This window comes from Hungatella sp. SL.1.14 (assembly GCF_024460495.1).
GTDB classification, from domain to species: domain Bacteria; phylum Bacillota; class Clostridia; order Lachnospirales; family Lachnospiraceae; genus Hungatella; species Hungatella hathewayi.
Window position 1 is genome coordinate 1 of the sequence record NZ_JANFYJ010000171.1, and the last position, 390, is coordinate 390.

A 390-nucleotide genomic window follows, 5' to 3' on the forward strand; every position below is an offset into this window, starting at 1 on the left:
CAAAACTCGAAAAGACCAGTAAAATAGAGAAAGACATATTATTTACGCGAATGCTCCAGATTACAGACCAGTAAAGAATAAAAAGATAACGGAGTGAGACGTATGGCACTGAAAAAGAAGCCGGTAACCGGCATGAAAGATATCCTGCCCGCAGAGATGGCGGTACGGGACTATGTAATGAACTAGATTCGTGAGACATACCGTGGATTTGGATTTACTTCCATTGATACCCCGTGTGTGGAACATATTGAAAACCTGACGAGCAAGCAGGGCGGCGACAACGAAAAGCTGATCTTCAAGATTATGAAGCGCGGGGAGAAGCTGCGTCTCGATACGGCGGAGACGGAAAACGACTTAACAGACAGCGGCCTCCGCTACGACTTAACCGTG

1 pseudogene is annotated in these 390 nt (G+C 46.7%); it reads left to right on the forward strand.

The features are described 5' to 3' along the window. Positions 1–102: 102 nt before the first annotated feature. Positions 103–390: pseudogene (locus tag NE473_RS30530) on the forward strand (ATP phosphoribosyltransferase regulatory subunit); the annotation flags it as partial.